Raw genomic sequence first — 18,387 nt, forward strand, 5'->3', positions numbered from 1 at the left:
AGGGGTCTCGCTTGATCGCTGAACGCGCATTGAGAACGCTCGAATTTTATAAAATCCGCGATGAAGTGGCAAAATACTGCACGTCTTCGCTTGGAAAAGCCAAAATCGATGAGCTTTTGCCATCGACCGATATAAATGAAGTAAACCGCCTGCTGGAAGAAATGGATGAAGGATCGCAAGTGCTCCGCGTAAAAGGGAATGTGCCGATGGGCGGCATTTTCGATATCCGCATGCACGCAAAACGCGCCCAAATCGGCGGAAGTCTAAGCCCGATGGAATTGATGGAAGTCTCATCTACAATCCGTGCAAGCCGGATCCTTCGCCAGTTCTTTGAAGGCATCCGAGAAGAAGGGGACATCCAAATCCCCCACTTCCTGGAGAAGAAAGAATCGATGCCGATTTTAACTGCACTGGAGCACGATATCAATATGTGCATCGACGACAACGGCGGTGTACTGGATAGCGCCAGTTCAACGCTTCGCACCATCCGCCAGCAATTGCGCGCCCAGGAAAGCCGGGTGCGCGAACGCCTGGAAAGCTTGATCCGCGGCAAAAACGCATCGAAAATGCTGTCGGACTCGATTGTCACAATCCGCAACGACCGCTACGTGATTCCCGTCAAACAGGAATACCGGAGCCATTACGGCGGCATCGTCCATGACCAGTCGTCATCCGGCCAGACCCTGTTTATTGAGCCTGACGCAGTCGTCCAAGCCAATAACGAAGTACGCCGGTTGAAAATGAAAGAAAAAGAAGAAATCGACCGCATCCTCCAAATGCTATCAGCCCAAGTTCAGGAAGTGGCACATGAACTTTTTGAACTGGTGGAAGTGCTTGGCGAAATCGATTTGATTCTTGCAAAAGCGAAATACGGGTCGGCTAAGAAATGCTCCAAACCCGAGATGAATACAGAAGGCTATATCAATCTTCGGAAAGCCCGCCATCCGTTGATTCCGATTGACGAAGTGGTGGCGAACGACATCGAGTTTGGCCGTGATGTAACGGCGATTGTCATTACCGGGCCGAATACCGGCGGGAAAACAGTCACCTTGAAAACGGTTGGCCTATTCACACTGATGGCGCAGGCAGGGCTTCCAATCCCGGCGCTTGACGGTTCGGAACTTGCGGTGTTCGACCAGGTCTTTGCGGACATCGGAGACGAGCAGTCGATCGAACAAAGCTTAAGTACGTTTTCTTCGCATATGGTCAATATTGTCGACATCTTAACGAAATTCGATGAAAATTCACTGGTGATCTTTGATGAGCTGGGTGCTGGTACGGATCCGCAGGAAGGTGCAGCCTTGGCCATTTCCTTGCTTGATGAAGTGCACGGACGCGGCGCACGCGTCATCGCGACGACGCATTATCCGGAATTGAAAGCTTATGCCTATAACCGGCCGGGCGTTGCCAACGCGAGCGTCGAATTTGACGTGGAAACCTTGAGCCCGACTTACCGCTTGCTGATCGGTGTGCCGGGGCGAAGCAACGCATTTGAAATTTCGAAGCGCCTGGGCTTGCCTGAACACATCATCAAACATGCCCAAAGCTTTACCGGGACAGATCGCAGAGAAGTCGATTCAATGATCGCGTCTCTCGAGAAGAGCCGGAGAGAATCGGAGCGGGATGCCGAGCAGTCCAAAGAGTTTTTGGAAGAAGCGGAGCATTTGAAAAAAGATTTGGAAGAGCAATTGAAGCAATACGAAAACCAAAAAGAGAAACTGGAAGAAAAAGCGAAAGAAAAAGCGCGCAAAATCGTCGAACAGGCGACAAGAGAAGCGGAAGGCGTCATGTCCGAACTCCGCAAAATGCAAATGGATCAGGCGTCGAGCATCAAAGAGCATCAACTGATTGATGCCAAAAAACGCCTGGAAGCGGCAATGCCTGAAAACCGTGTCCTGAAAAAAGCGGCTAAAGCCAATCAAACACGAGAACTGAAGCCGAACGACGAAGTGAAAGTCATTTCATTCGGCCAAAAAGGGTCGCTGGTGGAAAAAGTATCCGCCAACGAGTGGATTGTGCAGATCGGCATCTTGAAAATGAAGCTGCCGGAAACCGATCTTCAGTACACGAAGCCCGAAAAACAGAAAGAAACGAGAGCGATGGCCACTCTCAAAAACCGGGACAGCCACGTGAAATTGGAATTGGATCTTCGCGGAGAACGGTATGAAGATGCAATAGTCCGTGTTGAAAAATACATCGATGATGCGTTACTATCTAATTACCATCAAGTTTCCATCATTCACGGAAAAGGGACTGGAGCCCTTCGCCAAGGCGTCCAGCAATATTTGAAAAAACATCCGCGAGTGAAAAGTTACCGCTTTGGCGAAGCAGGGGAAGGCGGCTCGGGCGTTACAGTCGCTGAGTTAAAGTGATTCAGTATAGGGGAGAATGAGGCATGTCAGAAACAGGTTTTTGGACGCATCCACTGGTTGAAACAGCTGGATACTTCAGTGTGGTTGTATTGTGTTTAATCGTTTCCATGGTGATTTTTGAAATCGTCACCAAGTATAAAAACTGGGAAGAAATTAAAAAAGGGAATTTGGCAGTAGCAATGGCAACCGGAGGCAAGATTTTCGGGGTCACGAACATTTTTCGTTTTTCCATTGAAGAGCATAATACGCTGGCGCAAATGATCGGCTGGGGGCTGTATGGATTTACGCTGCTGATTTTTGCTTACCTATTGTTTGAATTCCTGACGCCGAAGTTCAATGTGGACCAGGAAATTGAAAATGACAACCGCTCCGTCGGATTTATTTCATTGACCATTTCAGTCGGATTGTCTTACGTCGTTGGCGCAAGTATTTAATAGGAGTTGTGGGCAATGGAAAACCTCATTAAAATTTTGTTCGTTTTTTGCATCTTATTCGTCATCGTAGGAATTGTTTTTCTGTTTATTTAAAGAGAACGGCCAGCCCAGTGCTGCGCCGTTTTTTTATTGGGCTTAAAGTGAATGGAAGGAGAAGCTGGAAAGATAAATTTACGATTAACGGAAATGAGCCGTCATTCACTATTGAAAGCGCTATCAATACACGGTATAATAAAAATAGGAATATTCGCACTATTATTAAGTTCAAAAGGGGGAAAAAAGAATGACTGAAAAGCCGTGGCTCGCCCATTATCCGCCCGAAGTGCCTCATACCCTTTCCTATCCAAGCATGCCGGTCCAGGAATATTTGACTCATGCCTATGAAAAGTTTCCGGACAAAGTGGCCATCCACTTTTTGGGGAAAGACGTCACTTACCACGAACTGTATGATTCCTCAAAACGCTTCGCCAATTACTTGCAAACGCTTGGCATTAAAAAAGGGGACCGTGTCTCCATTATGCTGCCCAACTGCCCGCAAGCCGTGATCAGCTTTTATGGAGTGCTGTACGCGGGGGGCGTCGTAGTCATGACCAATCCGCTTTACACCGAACGGGAAATCGCCTATCAGATGAACGATTCAGGCGCCAAGGCCATTGTATCGCTCGATATCTTGTTCCCGCGAATTTCAAAAGTGGTCAAGGAAACAAAATTGGAAAACGTCATTATTACCGGCATCAAAGATTATCTGCCGTTCCCGAAAAACCTTATGTATCCGATGGTGCAGAAAAAACAGTACGGCATGACAGTGAAAGTCGAACACCGCGGCATCAACCATTTGTTTACGGAAATTATGAAAACCGCATCGACCGAAGTCGCGAAAACGCCGTTTGACTTTGAAGAAGATTTGGCGCTCCTGCAGTATACCGGAGGCACAACCGGTTCGCCGAAAGGGGTTATGCTGACGCATAAAAATCTGATTTCCAACGCTACGATGTGCGACAGCTGGCTGTATAAAGGAACAAACGGCGAAGAAACGATTATGGGCATCATTCCGCTGTTCCACGTATACGGTTTGACGACTGTCCTGATCCTTTCGGTCATGCAAGGCAACCGAATGGTGCTGTTGCCGAAGTTTGAACCGGAAACGGCATTGAAAACGATCAACAAGCAAAAACCAACGCTGTTCCCTGGCGCACCAACGCTTTACATTGGCTTGATGAACCATCCGGATATCGGAAAATACGATTTGTCATCCATTGAAGCCTGCCTCAGCGGTTCTGCGCCTTTGCCTGCAGATGTGCAGGAGAAGTTCGAAAAGATCACCGGCGGGAAACTGGTGGAAGGCTACGGGCTGACCGAAACCTCGCCTGTTACGCATTCCAACTTGCTGTGGGGAGAACGGGTGAAAGGTTCGATCGGAATGCCGTATCCGGATACTGACTGCAAGATTTTCCTTCCCGGAACAACGGATCCCGTTCCGAATGGCCAAATCGGTGAAATTGCGATCAAAGGGCCCCAAGTGATGAAAGGCTATTGGAACCGCCCGGAAGATACGGCGGCAACCATTGTAGACGGCTGGCTGTTGACAGGAGATCTTGGTTACATGAACGATGAAGGATTCTTCTTTATCGTGGACCGCAAAAAAGACATGATCATCGCCGGCGGCTTTAATATCTATCCGCGTGAAATCGAAGAAGTGCTCTATGAACACGAAGCTGTCCAGGAATGCGTAGTTGCCGGAGTGCCGGATGCTTACCGCGGAGAAACGGTGAAAGCATACATTGTCCAAAAAGAAGGGTATAATGTTTCAGAAGAAGAATTTAACGCGTATTGCCGGGAACATTTAGCCTCCTTTAAAGTTCCCCGCATTTACGAATTCCGCAAAGAGCTGCCGAAAACCGCAGTCGGAAAAATTCTGCGGCGTTCACTGGTCGATGAAGAAATCGCCAAACAAAACGAAGCCGTTCCATCGTGATCCAAACAGATCTTAACGGTCAGCAGATCTTCCGCTTGAAGAAGTGAAAGTCCTACCGACCGTTAAAGTGGGACAAAAGCTTGACACAAAAGTAAATTAACTATAATATGAAAATATGAATGAACCGCCATTCATATTTTCATATTTTTTTGGGTGGTGATGAATTGGTAAAGAAGGATAAACCGAAATACAAGCAAATCGTTGATGCAGCAGTGATTGTTATTGCTGAAAATGGCTATCATCAAGCGCAGGTCTCGAAGATTGCGAAACAGGCCGGAGTTGCGGACGGAACGATTTATTTATATTTCAAAAACAAAGAGGACATCCTCATTTCTGTTTTTCAGGAAAAAATGGGCATGTTCGTCGAGAAGCTGGAACACATCCTTACACAAGAAGTGTCTGCTTCCGAAAAGCTCCGGTTGATGATTGAAAGCCACTTCGGACTTCTTTCAAGCGATCTGCACCTCGCCATCGTCACCCAGCTCGAACTCAGGCAATCAAACCATGAGATCCGCATGAAAATAAATGGTGTGTTGCGGGAGTATTTATTGCAGATGGACAAGATTTTGGTCAAAGGGATGGAAGATGGCGAATTTGACAAAGATATGGACATCAGACTCGCAAGGCAAATGGTTTTTGGTACAATGGATGAGACGATTACCACTTGGGTAATGAACGATCATAAATATGATTTAGTCGATTTGGCGCCGAAAGTTCATCGCTTGTTGATGAAAGGGATGCGCGCTTAAAGAAAGGGGCTCATCGGATGGAATTTATCAGTTGGAAGAAAGAAGACGGTGTGGCGATTGCTACAATCAACCGTCCGCCGGCAAATGCTTTATCGCGTTCACTTATTCTTGAAGTGGACCAGCTGCTTAATGAAGTGGAAAACGACGACGAAGTCCGGGTTGTCTTATTGCACGGAGAAGGACGTTTCTTTTCTGCTGGAGCAGACATCAAAGAGTTTACGGAAGTTTCTTCAGGCGAAGAATTTTCGAAATTATCAGCGAGTGGCCAGCAGGTTTTCGAACGTGTCGAAACCTTCCACAAACCGGTGATTGCAGCGATTCACGGTGCAGCACTTGGCGGCGGTCTGGAATTGGCTATGGGTTGCCACATGCGATTCGTTTCCGAAAATGCTAAACTGGGATTGCCGGAACTTCAGCTTGGGCTGATTCCTGGATTTGCAGGCACGCAGCGTCTGCCGAGATATGTCGGGGTGGCGAAAGCAGCTGAAATGCTGTTGACAAGCGATCCGATTTCAGGCAAGGAAGCAGCTCAGCTTGGACTTGCGAACCGGGCTTATGCCGAAGAAGACCTACTTTCGGAAACGCTTTCAATTGCAAAGAAAATTGCGAAGAAAAGCCCGGTATCGGTAAAAGCGGCGATCCAGATGCTGCAATACGCCAAATCTGCTTCTTATTTTGAAGGGGTAAACGCTGAGGCGGAATCTTTCGGCACTGTATTTGTGTCAGAAGATGCAAAAGAAGGCATCCAGGCATTCCTGGAAAAACGCGAAGCACAATTTAAAGGGAAATAATACTTGGGAGGTTTACGTTCATGAACATTTATGTATTGGTAAAACGTACGTTTGACACAGAAGAAAAAATCGTCGTTTCTGGTGGCAAAATCCAGGAAGACGGCGCGGAATTCATCATTAATCCATACGATGAGTACGCGATTGAAGAAGCCATCACTGTCCGCGATGAGCACGGCGGAGAAGTAACCGTTGTCACAATGGGCGGAGAAGAAGCTGAAAAGCAACTGCGCACAGCATTGGCTATGGGTGCTGACAAAGCGGTTTTAATCAATACGGAAGATGATTTAGAAGAAATGGACCAGTTTACTTCTGCGTACATACTGGCTGAATACTTGAAAGACAAAGAGCCGGATCTGATTTTGACAGGAAACGTCGCTATTGACGGCGGATCTGGCCAAGTCGGGCCTCGCGTAGCGGACTTGCTAGGCATCAACTACGTAACAACGATCACTGATTTGAAAATTGATGGTTCTACTGTAACGATTGTCCGCGACATCGAAGGGGATGCAGAAGAACTTGAAACGTCATTGCCATTATTGGTAACAGCGCAGCAAGGTTTGAACGAACCGCGTTACCCATCACTTCCGGGAATCATGAAAGCGAAGAAAAAGCCGCTTGAAGAACTGGAACTGGATGACCTGGATATCGAAGAAGACGATGTAGAAGCGAAAACAGAAACTATTGAAGTTTACTTGCCGCCGAAAAAAGCTGCAGGCCGCGTACTTGAGGGCGATTTATCAAATCAAGTATCTGAATTGGTCAGCTTGCTTCGCAACGAAGCGAAAGTTATATAAAGAAAAGCGGAGGCGACCGTTTAGGTTCGACAGGCATAAGACAATTTGGCGAAGCGGCGTGTTTTCAGCCGCACAGCCAAAGTGGCTTATGACCCGAGAATCTGGTCGCTGCAGCTGGACAATAAAGAAAAGCGGAGGTGCCCGTTCAGCACCGACAAGCGCTGGAGGACTGGGCAGTGATGGCGTACTTTGCCATCACAGACCGGTCTGAAGCGACTCGAGGGGCTGGGCACCGGAGCTGGACAATAAGAAAAGCGGAAGCGACCTGCTAATTAGCTCGCATCATCTTTAACCGAAACTATTTCGTTCCATACATTTTCACATCTACTTAGGGGGTAAACGGACTATGTCGAAAAAAGTATTAGTATTGGCGGAAACGCGCGAAGGCGCGTTGCGCAATGTCTCATTCGAAGCAATTGCTGCTGCAAAACAAGTTTCTGATGGCGGAGAAGTGGTAGCTGTCCTGCTAGGGGACGCTGTCAGCGAATTTGGAGCAGAATTGGTAAACTACGGTGCGGACCGTGTCGTAACAGTCGAACATCCGCATTTGAAGCATTATACATCTGATGGATACGGTCAGGCGCTTATGGCGGTCATCGAACAGGAAAGCCCGGAAGCACTTGTTTTCGGCCACACGGCTGTCGGCAAAGACTTGTCGCCGAAGATTGCAACGAAATTGCAATCCGGTTTGATTTCTGATGTAACTGCTATTGAAGGAGAAGGTGATGATGCTGTATTCGTTCGTCCAATCTTCTCAGGTAAAGCGTTTGAAAAAGTGAAAAACAAAGACGGCTTGTTGTTCTTCACGGTACGCCCGAACAACATCGCTCCTCTTGCAAAAGAAGAACGTTCTGGCGACGTCAGCTCATTGTCTGTTGACATCACAAACTTGCGCACCATCATCAAAAACGTTGTCCGCAAATCTGCTGAAGGGGTCGACCTTTCAGAAGCGAAAGTGATTATCGCTGGAGGCCGCGGCGTGAAGAGTGCAGACGGTTTTGCACCGCTTCAGGAATTGGCGAACTTGCTTGGCGGCGCTGTAGGCGCTTCGCGTGGAGCTTGTGACGCGGATTACGTGGATTACTCCCTGCAAATCGGGCAGACAGGAAAAGTAGTAACACCTGATCTTTACATTGCTGCCGGTATTTCAGGAGCAATCCAGCATTTGGCTGGTATGTCCAACTCGAAAGTCATCGTGGCGATCAACAAAGATCCGGAAGCGAATATTTTCAAAGTGGCAGACTACGGCATCGTAGGCGACTTGTTCGAAGTTATTCCGATGTTGACTGAAGAGTTTAAAAAGGTAATGTAATACCACCCGGCTCCTCTAAATACAGAGGAGCCGTTTCTTCGTTTATCTCCGGTATTTTCCGGGTAAAGAAGCATTAGGCAAATAAATAGCTAGCCGAATTTGGGCATGCTATAATCAGAGCATAGTTTGGTTACACTACTAAGGAGGAATTATTCATGGCAATTGTACACGGTACAGATCAGAACTTTTCACAAGAAATCTCAGAAGGTTTAGTATTAGTAGATTTTTGGGCTACATGGTGCGGACCTTGTAAAATGATTGCTCCAGTATTAGAAGAATTGGATGCTGAAATGAGCGATAAAGTAAAAATCGTAAAAGTAGACGTTGACGAAAACCAAGAAACTGCCGGCAAATACGGCATCATGTCAATTCCGACTCTTCTATTGATGAAAGACGGAGAAACAGTTGACAAAGTGGTTGGATTCAGACCAAAAGAAGCTTTGGCAGAATTGGTTAACCAGCACGCATAATTCTAAACCGGGTCCGGGTGGCCCGGTTTTTTAATAGGGTGAGACTATGGCAAACGAACTGATTCAACATAAATTAGCAATCCTTCCAGACCAGCCCGGCTGTTATTTGATGAAAGACCGCCAAAATACGATTATTTATGTCGGCAAGGCCAAAGTGCTGAAAAACCGCGTACGGTCGTATTTTACCGGAAGCCATGATGCCAAAACGCAGCGGCTGGTTGGTGAAATCGAGGATTTTGAATATATTGTCACCAATTCCGAAAAAGAAGCATTGATCCTGGAATTGAACTTGATCAAAAAGCATGATCCGAAATACAACATCATGCTGAAAGACGACAAAACCTATCCGTACTTGAAAATCACGGGTGAGCGCCATCCAAAATTGATCATTACGCGCCAAGTCAAGCGCGATAAAGGCAAATACTTCGGTCCTTATCCGAATGCTTACGCCGCAAGTGAAACGAAGAAATTGCTTGACCGGCTGTATCCGCTCCGGAAATGCCATACGATGCCGGACCGCGCCTGCCTTTATTACCATATGGGGCAGTGCCTGGCACCGTGCATCAAACCGGTGGAAAAGGAAACGTATCAGGATATGATCGACGGCATTACCAAATTCCTGAACGGCGGATTCCGGGAAGTGAAAGAGCAGCTCGTCGAAAAAATGTCCGAGGCATCCGAAAACCTGGAGTTTGAGCGCGCCAAAGAATTCCGCGACCAGATTTCGCATATTGAAACGGTCATGGAAAAACAGAAAATGGCGATGAACGACTTCACCAACCGCGATGTTTTTGCTTATGCTGTCGACAAAGGGTGGATGTGTGTGCAGGTCTTTTTCGTGCGCCAAGGAAAATTGATTGAGCGGGACGTTTCGTTGTTTCCGCTGTACCGCGACCCGCAGGATGAATTCATGACCTATCTCGGCCAATTTTACGAGCAGTCGCACCATATGAAACCGAACGAAGTACTGGTTCCGGAAGGCGTTGACGCAGAGTTGGTGCGTGAATGGCTCGATGTCCGTGTGCTGGTGCCGCAGCGCGGCAAGAAAAAGGATTTGGTGGAACTGGCGAAGAAAAATGCCGATATTGCCATCAAGGAAAAATTCGGGCTATTGGAGCGCCAGGAAGAGCGGACGGTCGGCGCTTGTTTGGAGTTGGGTGAAGCGATGAATATTGCGACGCCTCTCCGCATTGAAGCATTCGATAACTCGCATATCCAGGGAGCCGATGCCGTATCCGCGATGATCACCTTTATCGACGGCAAGCCGTCGAAAAAAGATTACCGCAAATATAAAACCCGCAACGCGTCAAAACCGGATGATTACGCCGCTATGCGGGAAGTGATTCGCCGGCGTTATTCGCGTGTGTTGAAAGATGGCCTGCCTTTGCCGGATTTGATTGTCATTGACGGCGGGAAAGGGCAAATGGAGTCTGCACGTGAAATCCTGGAAGATGAACTGGGCTTGTCAATTCCGATTGCCGGCCTGGCAAAAGACGCCAAGCACCAGACGTCGCAGCTCTTGTACGGGGATCCGATTGAAGTGGTGCCGCTAAAGCGCACGAGCGAAGCGTTTTATCTATTGCAGCGCATTCAGGACGAAGTTCACCGGTTTGTTATCACATTCCACCGCCAGCTGCGCGGGAAGAATTCGATCCAATCGGCACTCGATAACTTGGAAGGCGTCGGGCCAAAACGCAAACAGCAGCTGCTGAAACATTTTGGTTCTGTCAAGAAAATCAAAGAAGCGACGGTGGAGGAATTGCGCGAAGCGGGCATGCCGCTAAGCCTTGCCACTTCTATCCAACAGCATTTTGCCCAGCAGGCATTGCCAAGCGAGCAATAACATGCTATCGTAAAAACATAATTGAATCACTTGGAAAAGTGATGATAGAGGCGCGAACGTCAATAGTACCCATTCGGAGATGTGCAAAATCTGTGAAGTCTGGAGAAAGGGGCGGTCGCCGAAGTGTGCGGAGTTGTTGCAAACCCGTATGCTGGTTCGGCATTTAAGAAGTGCCGGGCTGTCAGAGTCAATCTCTGGAGGGCTATCTCACATGGACGTTTTTCGTATTCGTACATGATAAAAGAGGTAGTTTGCTGCATGCGCAGCGGGCTGCCTTTTTTTATTGCCAAACTTGGCATGCTGAGAGCCACATCTTAAAAATGTGGGAGTGAATGGAAATGAAAACAGTGGTAATGAAATTTGGCGGGACTTCCGTGGCAACACCGGAAAAAATCATCGGTGTTGCGAAACGGGCCATACTGGAAAAAGAAAAAGGCAATCGGGTCGTCATCGTCGTATCCGCAATGGGCAAAACGACAGATACGCTGCTCGCATTGGCTGGTGAGATTTCAAAAGAACCTTCAAAACGAGAAATGGATATGCTGCTCGCTACAGGCGAGCAAGTGACCATTTCGCTGTTGGCGATGGCGTTCAAATCATTGGGCCACGAAGCGCTGTCGTTCACCGGCTGGCAAGCGGGCATTGAAACGGAATCAGTTCCGCGGAATGCCCGCATTGAAACCATCCATACCGAGCGTTTGGAACGGGTATTGGAAAACGGCTTTATATGCGTAGTAGCGGGATTCCAGGGAGTAGACCGGATCGGCAACATCACGACGCTTGGCCGGGGCGGATCCGATACGACCGCTGTAGCGCTGGCAGCTGCACTTGGTGCAGACAAATGCGAGATTTACACCGATGTCGACGGCGTGTATACGTCCGATCCGCGTTCCGTGGCCGGCGCCCGAAAACTCGAGCAGATTTCGTATGACGAAATGCTTGAACTTGCCAATTTGGGGGCAGGCGTCCTGCATCCGCGCGCTGTTGAATTTGCGAAAAACAACAAAGTCCCATTATCCGTCAGAGCAAGCTACTCGGATGAACCGGGCACAATCATACAAGAGGTGATCACTGTGGAGAAAAACTTAATCGTCAGAGGCGTTGCATTTGAACCGGGCATTGCACGGGTGACCGTATCGTATAAAAAACCGTTCAACGGGTCATTGGCCAATATCTTTACGAAGCTGGCCGAACACCATATCGATGTCGACATCATTGTGCAAAGCATTACGGACGAATTCCCGCCGTCAGTGTCTTTCTCCATCAAAGAAGAAAGCCTCGAAGAAACAAAACGCGTACTGAACGAATTTCAGGAAGACATCCGCTTTTCAGCTGCCAATTACGAAGTCGGCTTATCAAAAGTGTCCATTGTCGGTTCCGGCATGGTTTCCAACCCCGGCGTCGCGGCGCAGATGTTCGACATTCTCCGCGTCCAGGGGATTCCGGTCAAAATGGTCAGCACGTCGGAAATCAAAATTTCCGTCGTTGTGCCGGAAGCGGATATGCAAAGTGCTGCTAATGCACTGCACGATGCATTTGGTTTATCGGAATAAACGAATTGTGGAAAAGCGTCCGCTTGTGAGCGGGCGCTTTTTTGATTTGCCGACACCAATGTATTAAGCGGTTCCGGTTTGCCTTCTGCTGGAGCCAAGAAGAACAGAAGATATCATGTAGTGAATCGAAGCGGATTACGAAATTAAATGGCCAGTTCGAACAGAGGTACAGATTGCTTCGTTGTTATATATGTCAGAAAAATGACAATGCTGTCATCGTTTATCACAATAAAGCGTAAATGTTATATAAGAATAGGAATGGACATCCTGCCGCTTAATAAAAGAAACGGACTTCTTCTTTTGTGATAAAATTCACATTTTGCAAGCTTAAAAAAATGTTAAAATCCCTTAGTTTTGACGGAGCAGAATCGTTTTATGCCCTTAGCAGCAGAATTAATGGCTGAAGCAGCGAAAAAGGAACCGTTTTCACAAGAAGCCGGAATTAGTTTTTAATATAATAAATTGCGATTAAGAATCATGTACAAAAACCCCCAGTTGCCTTGACGCTCCTAATATCGGAGAGTACAATAAATATGTCATAATTTTGTATCATGATGTAAGGCAGTTAGAAAAAGCTTTTGTCTTTAAACGATTGTCTTTTTTTTGCTGCGTAACAATGTCTTGAGGGAGGTAAAATTTTGGAAAATCGAGAATTTTTATTGCGTAGGTTACATTCTTTACTCGGGATTATTCCGATCGGATTGTTCTTGACGCAGCACTTAATCGTCAACCATTTTGCAACGCAGGGTGAATCATCATTCAATACTGCATCTCACTTTATGGCGAATCTTCCATTCGTCATCTTCTTGGAGATTTTCGTTATTTATTTACCGTTGTTGTTTCATGCTTTCTACGGTTTATACATAGCGTTTACTTCAAAACACAACGTGGGCAAATACAGCTACATGCGCAACGCATTGTTCACAGCACAACGCTATACAGGGGTTTTCCTTGTGATCTTTATCGCATGGCACGTGTTTGAAACTCGTTTCCAAGTTGCGATCGGCAATGCAGCTGAAGCGGACTTCAACATGATGGAAAACATTTTAAGCAATCCATTAATGTTAGCGTTTTATATTGTCGGAGTTTTAGCGGCAACTTTCCACTTGGCTAACGGACTTTGGTCTTTCCTTGTTACTTGGGGAATCACGCAGTCTGAAAAAGCTCAACGCGGTGCAACTTATTTCACGCTTCTAGTGTTTGTTGTGCTTTCAATCATTGGCATCAGAGCTTTATTCGCGTTCGTTTAAGAACGGTTGAATTATTGGTGAACTAAAAGAGGAGTGAATACCGAAATGGCGAAAGGCAAACTTATTATTGTCGGGGGCGGCCTTGCAGGTTTAATGGCAGCTGTTAAAGCAGCCGAAGCAGGCTCACCCGTTGATTTATTTTCTATCGTCCCAGTTAAAAGATCCCACTCGGTTTGTGCTCAAGGCGGGATAAACGGGGCTGTAAATACCAAAGGTGAAGGAGATTCACCGGATATTCACTTTGACGATACAGTCTATGGTGGAGACTTCCTGGCGAACCAGCGTCCGGTTAAAGCAATGGCGGATGCAGCACCAGCGATTATCCGCTTGTTTGACCGTATGGGCGTTATGTTCAACCGGACTCCGGAAGGACTTCTTGACTTCCGCCGTTTTGGCGGAACGATGCACCACAGAACAGCTTTCGCAGGCGCAACAACTGGCCAGCAATTGCTTTACTCGCTTGACGAGCAGGTTCGCCGCCACGAAGTGAGCGGACTGGTTACAAAATACGAAGGCTGGGAATTCCTTGGCCTTGTTCTGGACGACCAAGGTGTAGGCCGCGGGATTACAGCTCAGAACATGACGACAATGGAAATCCAGGCATTCCGCGCAGACGCTGTGATCATGGCAACTGGTGGACCGGGGATCATCTTCGGTAAATCAACAAACTCTGTCATCAACACGGGGTCTGCAGCTTCAATCGTTTATCAGCAAGGCGCATATTATGCGAACGGCGAATTCATCCAAATTCACCCGACAGCAATTCCGGGAGACGATAAACTTCGTCTAATGTCCGAATCTGCTCGTGGTGAGGGCGGACGTATCTGGACGTATAAAGACGGCAAGCCTTGGTACTTCCTGGAAGAAAAATATCCGGCCTACGGTAACCTGGTGCCTCGTGATATCGCAACTCGCGAAATCTTCGACGTCTGCGTTAACCAGAAGCTAGGAATCAACGGCGAAAACATGGTCTACTTGGATCTATCACACAAAGATCCGAAAGAATTGGACATAAAATTGGGCGGCATCATCGAAATTTACGAGAAATTCACAGGTGATGACCCTCGCAAAGTGCCGATGAAGATTTTCCCGGCTGTCCACTATTCAATGGGCGGTCTATGGGTTGATGATCATCAGTTTACAAGCATCCCAGGCGTACTTGCTGCCGGTGAATGTGACTACTCTCAGCACGGTGCAAACCGTCTAGGCGCCAACTCGCTTCTATCTGCTGTTTACGGCGGTATGGTTGCAGGGCCGAACGCACTTGAGTATATCGAAGGACTGGAAGTTCTTGCAGAAGATCTTCCTTCGGACATTTACGAACGTGCAGTTGCTGAAGAGCAGCGCAAATGGGAAGAAATTCTTGCTCTTGACGGTACAGAGAACGCTTATGTACTTCACAAAGAGCTTGGCGAATGGATGACGGATAACGTAACCGTGGTACGCTACAACGATAAACTGAAAGCAACGGATGAAAAAATCCAGGAATTGCTTGAGCGTTTCAATCACATCAGCATCACGGATACACAGCTTTGGAGCAACCAAGGCGCTATGTTTACACGTCAGTTGAAAAATATGCTACATTTAGCACGAGTAATCACTCTTGGAGCATTGAACCGCAACGAAAGCCGCGGCGCTCACTACAAGCCTGAATTCCCGGAACGCAACGATGAAGAATTCTTGAAAACGACAATGGCGAAATTCAATGGATACAACGAACCGATCTTCCACTATGAAGATGTTGATGTATCATTGATCAAGCCTCGTAAACGTGATTACTCAGCGAAACACTAAGAAGGGAGCTAATTTACCATGGGTGAAGCAGCAAAAACGGTTATATTTGAAATCGAACGCAGAAACTCCACGAACGAAGAGTCGTACATGGAGAAGTTCGAATTGCCATATCGCGCGAACATGAATGTCATTTCGGCATTGATGGAAATTCGCCGTAACCCGGTTAATATGGAAGGGAAAAAAACCACTCCAGTAACATGGGACATGAACTGCCTTGAGGAAGTGTGTGGCGCATGTTCAATGGTCATCAACGGCAAAGCGCGCCAGTCGTGTACAGCTCTAGTTGACCAATTGGAACAGCCGATCCGCCTTCAGCCGATGAAAACATTCCCTGTAGTCCGCGACTTAGTCGTTGACCGCAGCCGTATGTTCGATTCATTGAAAAAAGTCAAAGCATGGATTCCGATTGACGGAACTCATGACCTTGGTGAAGGGCCGCGTATGCCTGAACGCAAACGCCAATGGGCTTACGAATTGTCTAAATGTATGACTTGCGGCGTATGCTTGGAAGCATGCCCGAACGTCAACGATAAATCCGATTTCATCGGACCAGCTCCACTTTCACAAGTACGTCTTATGAATGCGCACCCAACAGGCGCCATGAACAGAGACGCCCGCTTGAATGCCATCATGGGCGAAGGCGGATTAGCAAGCTGCGGTAACTCTCAAAACTGTGTTGAATCATGTCCAAAAGGAATTCCTTTGACAACTTCAATCGCTGCTTTGAACCGCGACACTACTGTTCAAATGTTCCGCAACTTCTTCGGAAGCGACAGAATGGTAGACTAGTAAAGAAAAGCGGAAGTGCCCGTGTAGATTCGTCGGGCATAAGACGATTCGGCGAAGCGGCATGTTTTCAGCCGCACAGCCGGAGTGGCTTATGACCCTAGAATCTGGGCACTGCAGCTAGACAGCAAGAAAAGCGGAAACGGCCGTTCAGGTTCGACAGGCATAAGACAGACCAGCGAAGTGGCGTTCTTTGCCACACAGCTGGATTGGCTTATGACCCGAGAACCTGGCCGTTGCAGCTAGACAACAAGAAAAGCGCAGAAACTTCTTCTTTTTCTTATCGTCTACTCCTACCCAAAACCCTGCCTCGGCAGGGTTTTTATTTTGTTTATAGGACAAATGCCGCAACCTTCCCTTTGGAATATTTGCTATACTAAAAAAACAAAGAGATGGGTGGAGGTTCATTTATGAAAGCAGCTTATATCAAGGATTTTGAGGATTGGAAAAAAGGGTTCCGTTTTTCGGCGCCGGTTCAGGTCCGTTTTTCGAAAACGGATATGTTCGGGCATGTCAACAACACCGTGCCGATTACGTACTTCGAATTTGCCCGCATCGAATATATGAAAGAATTGGGATTGATGCAAAGCTGGCTGGCCGGCGGCAATGAATTGTTCCCGGTTGTGGCAGACATCCAGGTGGATTATACCCAACAGGTTTATTTCGACGAAAAGCTGGAAGTCCACGTTAAAGTGGAATCGGTCGGCAATTCTTCAATCGATGTGCATTACTGGGTCACCAACGAAAAAGGCGAGACTTGCTTTACAGGCCGCGGTGCCATGGTGCAGATTTCGAAAAAAACCGGTAAAGGCCATCCTTGGACTGAACAGGAGAAAGAACTGTTTACAAATAATCGCTTAATTTCCTCGAAAAATTGAGTGAGTTCTTGCGTTATGAATAAAAAAGCGTCACTATAGTTATAGTAGATCGTAGCCAAGGAGTGTTGATTTCAATGAATGATAACAACCAAACGAATCTCCATGATCCCGAACGGATTGCGTTTCTGGAAAAAGAACTTCGGTATATCGCCGGCATCATCAAGCAGAAAGGCCGGGAAATCTTAAATTCTTATACCATTACTCCTCCACAGTTTATTGCTTTGCAATGGCTTTTTGAACATGGGGATATGACCATTGGAGACCTTTCCAATAAAATGTATCTGGCGTTCAGCACAACGACGGATCTGGTGGACCGCATGGAAAAGAACGAGTTGGTCGTCCGCATCCGCGAAGAGCAGGATCGCCGCGTCGTGCGCATCAAGCTGTTAAAAGAAGGCGAACGCATCATTGAAGAAGTAATTAAGAAACGCCAGGATTATTTGGAAAATGTTCTCGCTGATTTCGACGGAGACGAAGTGGAGCAATTATCATTCTTGCTTGAGAAACTTCACAACAACATGAAATAGAATTGAGGCGATGAACGTGAATGCGCCAATTGGAGTAATTGATTCAGGAGTAGGCGGATTGACAGTTGCAAAGGAAATTATGAAACTCCTGCCAAATGAACAGATTTATTACATAGGCGATAATGCGCGATGCCCGTATGGCCCGCGATCCCTTCAGGAAGTCAAGAAGTACACGTGGCAGATGGCACAGGCATTGATGAAAAAACGGATCAAGATGCTGGTCATCGCCTGCAACACGGCAACAGCCGCAGCGTTGAATTCGCTTCAAAGAAAGCTGCCGATTCCGGTAATCGGGGTAATTTTTCCGGGTGCCCGGGCGGCGGTCAAAAATTCGTCATCCAAGAATATTGCCGTTCTCGGAACACTTGGAACGGTGCAAAGCGGTGCCTATGAAAAAGCGATCAAGTCGCTGGTATCATCTGCACACGTGGTTCAGCTTGCCTGCCCGCGTTTTGTGCCGCTAGTAGAAAGTGATGAATACGAAGGGGAGTTTGCCCGCAAAATGGTGCAGGAAACGCTGTCCCAAATTGATGGGGAAACCTTTGATACGGCGATTCTTGGATGCACCCATTATCCGCTCCTGCAGGGCTTTATCGAAGAAGTCTTTGGAGAAGGGGTTCAAGTGGTGTCATCTGCACAGGAAACGGCCAAGGACGTAGAGCGCCATCTTCGGTTCGCCCAGAAATTCGCGGACTGGAAACGGCCGCCGGTGCATCATTTTTATACATCCGGCTCTCTTCCGATTTTCCAGACCATTATTGAGAAATGGCTCAAGATTGAAGAACCTGTGATCCATTCCATTCGATTCCCAAAAACCTGATAGCTTCGGCTGTCAGGTTTTTGGCTGTAGAAGAGCAAA

General features: G+C 47.3%; 16 protein-coding genes and 1 riboswitch. All 16 genes read left to right on the forward strand.

Annotated features, from left to right (window positions below):
* Positions 1–11: 11 nt before the first annotated feature.
* Positions 12–2,372 (forward strand): endonuclease MutS2, encoded by a 2,361-nt coding sequence (locus HU147_RS08110; protein ID WP_224075774.1) that lies wholly within the window; start codon positions 12–14, stop codon positions 2,370–2,372.
* A 23-nt stretch (positions 2,373–2,395) separates the two neighbouring features.
* On the forward strand, positions 2,396–2,806 hold the full coding sequence (locus HU147_RS08115; RefSeq protein ID WP_224075775.1) for a DUF350 domain-containing protein: 411 nt from the start codon (positions 2,396–2,398) through the stop codon (positions 2,804–2,806).
* Between the two features lie 283 nt (positions 2,807–3,089).
* On the forward strand, positions 3,090–4,781 hold the full coding sequence (locus HU147_RS08120; RefSeq protein ID WP_224075776.1) for an AMP-binding protein: 1,692 nt from the start codon (positions 3,090–3,092) through the stop codon (positions 4,779–4,781).
* A gap of 164 nt (positions 4,782–4,945) precedes the next feature.
* On the forward strand, positions 4,946–5,530 hold the full coding sequence (locus HU147_RS08125; protein WP_317985502.1) for a TetR/AcrR family transcriptional regulator: 585 nt from the start codon (positions 4,946–4,948) through the stop codon (positions 5,528–5,530).
* A gap of 17 nt (positions 5,531–5,547) precedes the next feature.
* Positions 5,548–6,321, forward strand: coding sequence for an enoyl-CoA hydratase (locus tag HU147_RS08130; RefSeq protein ID WP_224075778.1), 774 nt, complete (start codon positions 5,548–5,550; stop codon positions 6,319–6,321).
* Positions 6,322–6,341: 20 nt separating this feature from the next.
* Positions 6,342–7,115, forward strand: coding sequence for an electron transfer flavoprotein subunit beta/FixA family protein (locus tag HU147_RS08135; RefSeq protein ID WP_224075779.1), 774 nt, complete (start codon positions 6,342–6,344; stop codon positions 7,113–7,115).
* A 346-nt stretch (positions 7,116–7,461) separates the two neighbouring features.
* The gene (locus HU147_RS08140; protein ID WP_224075780.1) at positions 7,462–8,427 is read left to right on the forward strand and encodes an electron transfer flavoprotein subunit alpha/FixB family protein; all 966 of its coding nucleotides are present in this window, start codon (positions 7,462–7,464) and stop codon (positions 8,425–8,427) included.
* Positions 8,428–8,582: 155 nt separating this feature from the next.
* A complete protein-coding gene (gene trxA / locus HU147_RS08145) occupies positions 8,583–8,897 on the forward strand; it encodes a thioredoxin (RefSeq protein ID WP_036806063.1) in 315 nt (104 codons plus the stop codon).
* Between the two features lie 46 nt (positions 8,898–8,943).
* Positions 8,944–10,740, forward strand: coding sequence for an excinuclease ABC subunit UvrC (gene uvrC / locus HU147_RS08150; protein ID WP_224075781.1), 1,797 nt, complete (start codon positions 8,944–8,946; stop codon positions 10,738–10,740).
* Positions 10,741–10,777: 37 nt separating this feature from the next.
* Positions 10,778–10,953, forward strand: a riboswitch (Lysine riboswitch).
* 125 nt (positions 10,954–11,078) lie between these two features.
* A complete protein-coding gene (locus HU147_RS08155; protein ID WP_224075782.1) occupies positions 11,079–12,293 on the forward strand; it encodes an aspartate kinase in 1,215 nt (404 codons plus the stop codon).
* A 635-nt stretch (positions 12,294–12,928) separates the two neighbouring features.
* Positions 12,929–13,543: a succinate dehydrogenase cytochrome b558 subunit gene (locus tag HU147_RS08160; RefSeq protein WP_317985508.1), complete on the forward strand. Its 615-nt coding sequence runs from the start codon at positions 12,929–12,931 to the stop codon at positions 13,541–13,543.
* Positions 13,544–13,588: 45 nt separating this feature from the next.
* A complete protein-coding gene (sdhA, locus tag HU147_RS08165) occupies positions 13,589–15,337 on the forward strand; it encodes a succinate dehydrogenase flavoprotein subunit (protein ID WP_224075784.1) in 1,749 nt (582 codons plus the stop codon).
* An 18-nt stretch (positions 15,338–15,355) separates the two neighbouring features.
* Entirely contained in the window at positions 15,356–16,126 is a 771-nt protein-coding gene (sdhB, locus tag HU147_RS08170) for a succinate dehydrogenase iron-sulfur subunit (protein WP_224075785.1), read from the forward strand.
* A gap of 407 nt (positions 16,127–16,533) precedes the next feature.
* Positions 16,534–17,001 (forward strand): acyl-CoA thioesterase, encoded by a 468-nt coding sequence (locus HU147_RS08175; protein WP_224075786.1) that lies wholly within the window; start codon positions 16,534–16,536, stop codon positions 16,999–17,001.
* Positions 17,002–17,075: 74 nt separating this feature from the next.
* Positions 17,076–17,528: a MarR family winged helix-turn-helix transcriptional regulator gene (locus tag HU147_RS08180; RefSeq protein ID WP_224075787.1), complete on the forward strand. Its 453-nt coding sequence runs from the start codon at positions 17,076–17,078 to the stop codon at positions 17,526–17,528.
* 16 nt (positions 17,529–17,544) lie between these two features.
* A complete protein-coding gene (gene racE, locus HU147_RS08185; RefSeq protein ID WP_317985509.1) occupies positions 17,545–18,348 on the forward strand; it encodes a glutamate racemase in 804 nt (267 codons plus the stop codon).
* Positions 18,349–18,387 lie beyond the last annotated feature (39 nt).

The sequence above is a fragment of the Planococcus chinensis genome, assembly GCF_020071995.1.
Lineage (GTDB): Bacteria > Bacillota > Bacilli > Bacillales_A > Planococcaceae > Planococcus > Planococcus chinensis_A.